At 48.3% G+C, this 6,339-nt stretch carries 7 protein-coding genes and 1 pseudogene; 2 read left to right on the plus strand and 6 right to left on the minus strand.

Features of this window, described 5'->3' with window-relative positions:
- Window positions 1-13: 13 nt before the first annotated feature.
- The gene (locus C9J12_RS25535) at window positions 14-475 is read right to left on the minus strand and encodes a hypothetical protein (RefSeq protein WP_107245273.1); all 462 of its coding nucleotides are present in this window, start codon (window positions 473-475) and stop codon (window positions 14-16) included.
- 145 nt (window positions 476-620) lie between these two features.
- Window positions 621-1,019 carry a hypothetical protein gene (locus C9J12_RS25540; protein ID WP_193944705.1) on the minus strand — a complete coding sequence of 133 codons (399 nt, stop codon included), beginning with the start codon at window positions 1,017-1,019 and terminating at the stop codon, window positions 621-623.
- 239 nt (window positions 1,020-1,258) lie between these two features.
- On the opposite strand from C9J12_RS25540, the gene C9J12_RS30520 reads away from it, so the two are divergent.
- Entirely contained in the window at window positions 1,259-1,465 is a 207-nt protein-coding gene (locus C9J12_RS30520; protein ID WP_146150111.1) for a hypothetical protein, read from the plus strand.
- A gap of 243 nt (window positions 1,466-1,708) precedes the next feature.
- Here the strand turns inward: C9J12_RS30520 and C9J12_RS25545 are convergent, their stop codons facing one another.
- Genes C9J12_RS25545 through C9J12_RS25555 form a run of 3 tightly spaced genes read right to left on the minus strand, consistent with a single transcriptional unit; the run spans window position 1,709 to window position 4,376 of the window.
- Entirely contained in the window at window positions 1,709-2,005 is a 297-nt protein-coding gene (locus C9J12_RS25545) for a hypothetical protein (protein WP_107245274.1), read from the minus strand.
- Window positions 2,006-2,007: 2 nt separating this feature from the next.
- The gene (gene traD / locus C9J12_RS25550) at window positions 2,008-4,089 is read right to left on the minus strand and encodes a type IV conjugative transfer system coupling protein TraD (protein WP_107245275.1); all 2,082 of its coding nucleotides are present in this window, start codon (window positions 4,087-4,089) and stop codon (window positions 2,008-2,010) included.
- Window positions 4,086-4,376: a Rap1a/Tai family immunity protein gene (locus C9J12_RS25555; protein ID WP_227876458.1), complete on the minus strand. Its 291-nt coding sequence runs from the start codon at window positions 4,374-4,376 to the stop codon at window positions 4,086-4,088. Before C9J12_RS25555 ends, traD begins: the two co-directional genes overlap by 4 nt.
- Window positions 4,377-4,570: 194 nt before the next feature.
- Between C9J12_RS25555 and C9J12_RS25560 the strand changes: the two genes are divergently transcribed.
- The gene (locus C9J12_RS25560; RefSeq protein WP_227876459.1) at window positions 4,571-5,017 is read left to right on the plus strand and encodes a hypothetical protein; all 447 of its coding nucleotides are present in this window, start codon (window positions 4,571-4,573) and stop codon (window positions 5,015-5,017) included.
- Window positions 5,018-5,021: 4 nt separating this feature from the next.
- Here the strand turns inward: C9J12_RS25560 and C9J12_RS30865 are convergent.
- Window positions 5,022-6,339: pseudogene (locus tag C9J12_RS30865) on the minus strand (conjugal transfer mating-pair stabilization protein TraG); the annotation flags it as partial.

The raw sequence follows: 6,339 nt of genomic DNA on the forward strand, positions 1-6,339 counted from the left end.
TTTTTTGAGATATTTACATTCCATTTGTTTTGGAGCAAAAAAGCGCCGAACACTTTGATTCGGAGTTCGTGGAGGTGCTAGGGATGAAGGGAAGGTCGAGTCTGAGCACGGAGGCGACGACGAACACCAGAATAATCAAAGAAAGGATACCGTAAATTGCTTGTGAGGCTTTGGTCAATATTTGTAGCGACTTAATGATTGCCGGGTTGGCAATGATGCCGCGCCGGATGGCGCCATGGACCCTGAAGGGGGCTGATGTGATCATGATGGCGAACGACAGGACCATAAATATTGGAAAAAACGAAAAGCTGTCGTAGATGGCAATGCCGGTTAAAACGATAACCTGGGTAATGTGGGTTATTTTGCCTGAGACAATGGATACAATGATGAACAGCAGTGCCGAGCAGACTAAAGTCAGGACAAGGAAATAAAAAATGTAGTCAAGATAGGAATTAAAAACGGGGTAGATATGCATGAGGTTCTCCATGGAAGAGGTTGGTAGTTGGGTGCCGTGCGATGGGGTTGACGTATTGATGTTCGATCGCTTTGTTTGTGTCGGTCTTTTTGATGAGACGTTTTGCAAGGAAGTCGTGTCAGAGATGAGCCCTGTTTTTTCGTTGTTAAAGGGAAAACATTGGGTCGATTCTGAGAATATAGATAATGAAGAAGCCAAGCAAGCCCAGGCCCATGATGCCCCATATGGCGATGATTACCGTGCTGATGAACAAGATTATTTTAAAGGCGGGCAGGTTAAAGAAATTGCCCGCCTCGACGATGTCGAATGATCGGCGAAGGAATAACAGGGTCATGATAAACACAGATAGATAGGTGAAAACCGGGATGGCTGAAAAGCTGTTGTAGACAGCAATGCCGGCCAGCACAATGGCCTGGACAATATGGGTACGTTTTTTCGAGATAAAAGTGATGATGACGAACAGCACAGAAAAGTAACAGAGTGCCAGCCTGCTCATGCAGAAAAACATTTCCGTCAGGTATTCATTCATGGCGTAGGTAGACATAGGCTCTCCATGGAAGAGGTTGGTAGTTGGGTGCCGGTGCGATGGGGTTATGACGTATTGATGTTCGATCGCTTTGGGTGCTCCCTATACGAGCTAGTCAGTGTTCTAAATAGGAAAAAGCGCCAGTAGGCGCTTTGATGAGTTGGATGTGAAACGTTTTATTGTCTTGTTTGCGTTGTGGACCTCTCGATAATAAATGCGAAAAATAGCAGAGTCGTCCCTGTCATCGGGAGGATCGGTTGGCTGGGAAAGCGAAGGTAAGTCCAGAACAGCAAACACAGAAGCCCAAAGGCATCAATCAGCATCCTGGCTATGGGCGTCCTGATGTGGTTGCGCCAGCGTCGCGGATGGGAATAAATACATGCGACGCAGGCGAGCATAATAAAGCCGATTGCGATCATTGTGATGGTTGTTGCTACAGAGGCGAAAGGGTAGCCTGTCAATAAAGCACTGCCTAAGACTAATCCTATTTGCAGTAAACGAAGGGGATATATCATCGTATTTCCTATTAAGCCGAAAAGATGTGTTTTTCGTTAGAAAAACGCAGTATCGGGCGGCCCTATTACGTGGGTGTTAGTCAATTTGATCGAAAGCAGTTGGCATGGAAACGACGTTGCAGGTATATCGAAGGTGGTTTATTGGAACTCGACAAGCAGGGTTTCATTTTATTCTCCGTTTTTCTCTTTTCGTTATTTCTCGGTATTTACATGCGTGGCCAGGGTGTTGCACCAGTAAGACCAGCGATGATGTATCTCGTCGGTTTGCAGGATACGTGCGTGAAGGTGTTGTATTTCCTCATAGGTTGTTGCTAAAGGTTGGTCATCACACGCGACGCCAAGTAGCCAGTCGAGGATATCGAGTGTTTCCTGAACATACTCAGGGGAACGAAGGTGATGATGTTGTCTTTTTATTTCTCGGATTATTAACCAGGCAAGGCCGGCAGCATCGGCTTTTATGTCAGTTGCGTTCATTGTCTTTTTACTCATTATCAGAAAATCTCTGGTTCGTTAATATTTTGCTCTTCCTGGAACAATTGCTCGGTGACCGCTTCACCGTCTGCTTGCTCCTTCTCTTTGGCTTTCTTCTCGGCTTGTTTATCAGAGGATGGCTTCTTGTCCTTTTCAGCCGTTTTTTTCTTCGCAGCCTTGGCCTTGTCAATGGTGGCTTTCATGCGGGCCTCTTCGGCATCGCGCTCGTCATCGTCCTCGAATTGGGCGGTGTGTATGCCCATTAACTGATGTTGTTCTTCGGTTGATAAGAGGTTGAGGGCGCTGATTTGGCAATAGGTCAGCATTTGTTCAATGGACTGCATTTTCTCTGATGGGGCGTAATCACGTTTGATGAACGGTGGACAAAGGTCACGCATCTTGTCGAATTTAAGGTCTAGCTTGGTAATAGGGAAATTACCCGGTGAGCGTAACCAGCACTGCAAGTCATCCAGTTGCATGATTTCAGAGGGAATGACCGCTGGGCGGGTGATGGTTTGGTGGCCTAATGAAATACCGTCACGCATGGCATGGGCACCGTAGCTGTAGTTCTCTTTTGAGATATCCATTTCCTGCTCGCCCAATTCCTGAGAGGAAACTTTAGCCATTTCGTTGGATGGGGCGCGGAAGAATAATCGGGTGTTCAAGAGGTCGAAGATCTCCTTGCCAGCATGATTACCATAGATTTTGGATAGCTGGGCATAGGATTGAATACCGATGATATAACAGCCGCCGAACTTACGGACCTCGGATATGGTTTCAGACAGTTCCGGCAGTTTATGCAGGCTCGGCGCTTCATCCATGATCACCCATATTCGGCGGTCGGGGTTTTCGTTTTGCTCCAAAATGGCGGTGGAGGCGATGGATAACCACATTGAAATGAGCGGACGCAACGAGGCGTGCTGCTGGGCGTTGCTCGACAAGAACAGGAACCCTTTTTCATCGTCATCTTTTACCCAGTCACGAATAGAGAATCGAGGACGCAGGGGATTGCCTTGATCATCTTTCTGGTCGAGTCCCTCCAGAAAGCGCAAGGATTTTATATAGGCCGCTAATACCGACTTGATAGAAATGGCGGTTTTCTGGATTTTATCGGAGACCAGAGAGGCCGATTCGGTGCCTTTGAGGTATTCGCTTAATGATTCCAGCTCTGAGGTCAGCATTAATTCGAGCAAGCGTTCGGTCGTGCGGTTAGGCTCGTTGACCATCTTAAACGCGGTGGAGGTGAATATGGTCCGGGCCGATTGAACCCAGAATGGATCGCCGTCGCCATTCATCGGAATGAGCGCGGCGGCCATGTTCTCGAAGTCGGTGGCATCCTTGGCATCACACCAGGCATCCCAGAATGCGCAACGCTCATCAAACGGGTTTAAAATGATGTCAGTTTCCGGGTTGTAAAACTTACTGACAAAGGTGCAGCCTTTGTCATAGATGATGGCTTTATCGCCCCGAGCCTTTATCCAACGCAGTATTTTGCGTAACGCTACCGATTTACCTGATCCTGTCGTGCCATCAATCAGCATGTGCTGAACTTCGAAATTGTTTTTAAAAATGTTCAGGCCATTTATGGCGAATGGCGATTGTTGCTTCTTCTTTTTAAGCTCTTTGGCCAACTCGGGGGGTTCGGCTATTCGAACCCCACGGATGAAATGATCCTCGGTTTGTTCATCCCCTTTTTTTTTGAAAAAACTCATGGCGAGGGTAAAAAGGGTCAGGCCACTCAGTAGGCTGGCGAGGAAATACAGCTGCAGTGAAAACCAGAATTTTGCATTGGCCTCAATAAAAAACGGGTTGGCCAGTTGTTGGCCCAGGGTGCTTTTGTAGGTCATACCATCCCATATGGTGAACACCTCATGGGTATCGGGTTTTATTTTGGCGATAACATTGTAAAGCCAGAAGTAATAGGTGCCCTTGAGGGTGTCTTTGTCGAGTAAAATCACACATAACAGGACGGTGAACGCGACAATGGCATAGCCCATCCAGCGAACCAGCTTGGCATTGATTTGCAGGAACATGGTCAGGTTGTGAAATGTTATCTGGCCGCCGCGGGTGTAGTTACTGTGTTTAGGGCGCTTATTGGTCATTGTTGGCCTCCGGGGCAAGGGTAGGTGTTCGTCAAACCGATGATGGCTATCATTCCAGCATTGAGTGTGGGGTCTTGTTTGTCCGTGGGCGCGTTGTGATAGGTATCGGCAATGATGTCAGCGAGTCGTTGACGGTTCAGGGGTTGTTTGCTTGGCAGGCAAAAAGCCAGTGGCTTGTTGTTGGCACCTAACATGGCATTCATGTACATGCTGGCATCCATAATGCCGTTTAGGTAGGTTTCAGCGACAGCCCGCACCGTTGGGTCAGGGCTGTTTATACTGTTCAAATGGGTCTTGATGGAGGCCGCGTGCAACGGTGTGGCAAGCGCGAGCAGGGTGATGAAAAGTAAGCGTTTAACGCAAAACATAGTGAGCCTTTTTTTGTGATTAACTGATCATAAAACCAGTATAAATGAGGTTAAATATTGACCGTGTGGTATAATGATTGTTAATAAATCATCAAGTTAGAGTGAGGTTTCTCATGAGCGATTCCGATAACACATTGCTGGCTGCTGTTGCCATGCGGGCAAAGAAAAATGCCATTGACCAGGGCGGTCATGCATCAGCGGATACAGGCGTATCAATCACTGCAAAAGTGAAAGCCTTGTCAGAAGCTGGTTTTTCGGATGGTGAAATCGATAAAATTTTAGCGGTTGAGGGGGCTCAGCCTGCTGCTTCGCAGGATGAGCACATGGCTGCGACTGAGGAATATAACGAACAAGTTGACGAGTCGATCCATTTTACAAAAGTCAATGCCGTTATCATAATGGCTGGAGTATTTGGTCTCTTTATTTCTGTTTTGTTGCCTATTAGTCCTAAGGAGGGCTTTTTGCCAACAGTGTTATGGGTTGGTGGTTGTATAGCTATTCTGTTGATTCGAACAATTCCGTTTGCGTTCAAAAAAGCCGGGTACTTCCTTAAGCGTTAATGTTTTATCGCGATCCTCTTCCCATCGCGGGATGAGTGATGGGGTCGGGTTTTGTTTCAGCATCGACCTTAGACTCGATTACCTTTTGTGGTTTAGCTTCAGGTAATGGTGTTTGATGTTGCTCCACCTTATCTGCAACTTCATCCTGAACATCAATGATATTCTCGTTGGTCTCCCGAGTAATGGTATTAAACCTATTCTCGTCAAAGTAATCTCGTACGCCTTTGCCTTCAATGATTAACTCTACACCCTCATCATGGCGTGTCTGAAGTTCACTGTGCTTCTCCTGTTGAGCCGCGCGCTGGGCGGGAGTCAGTTCCAGTTTGCCGGTCTGTTGCTCATAACTCTGGCGTAATCCATCAGGATTCTGCGGCAGGGTGTCATCGGTGTAGCGTTCTAGCTTGGCCAGGGTCTCCGGCTCGTTGAGGAACTGCTGGATGTAACCAGCCCGTTGCTCGCGAAGGTCTTCGGTGCTGCCGTACATGATCCCCTCGAAATGCTCCGGGTTCTGCTCCTTCATATAGGCTTGGAAGTCCGGGTTCAAGTTGAATGATACACTGTTGCTTATGTCCTGGACCTTGTCGGCTGTGCGTTCGAGTCCTCTTGCATGGTTAAACTCGGTGGATGCCGTGATGGCCAGAGATTCGGTGTCCCGCAGGCTGTCGCCGATGGTGGCCAGCGCGGTATCGGCCTTGGTGCGGGTCTCACTGCTGCTATCGGTCAAATCATAGTTTTTGACCACGTTGGCGGAGGCATTGAATTGCTCTTGCAGTGCCCGAGACTGGCGGTCGCTTTCTGAGTCGCTGGTTGTGGTGCTTTCTCGTGTGTCTTTCGTAGATTTATATCCCATATCCCCTTGTACACCCACTTTTGCTCCAAAAGGTAATGGGATATTACCCCCAACTGTTCCTGATACACCCGCCCATTTAGATGTGAGGTGTGATTCAGCTTCATCGCGCGAGATGTTGTGGAGCTTGGCGTATTCCTCTACGGTGCTGTTCATGGTGCTGACTGCCCGAGCGGTTGATGCGCCTTCCTTGTTGGAGGTGATGTCGCTGTAGCTCAGGGTCTTGTTGGTGTTCTGGCCGAACTGGGCAACCTGGTCAAAGGTCTTGTCGGTGCTCTCATTGTACGCGGTGCGGTGGGTTTCTGCCTGGCTGTATGATTCCCGTGCTGAATTGCGATAACTTTGGCTGACGCCCTCGCGGCTGTTGAGGTCGAATCCCAGATTCTTGGAAATTGAACCGGAGCCATCCAGGACCTTGTGGCCGTTGCCGAAGTCGGTGGTCATGCCGCCCGTTTCATTTTGCACTGTCATGCCG

This window comes from Photobacterium frigidiphilum, from assembly GCF_003025615.1.
Lineage (GTDB): Bacteria > Pseudomonadota > Gammaproteobacteria > Enterobacterales > Vibrionaceae > Photobacterium > Photobacterium frigidiphilum.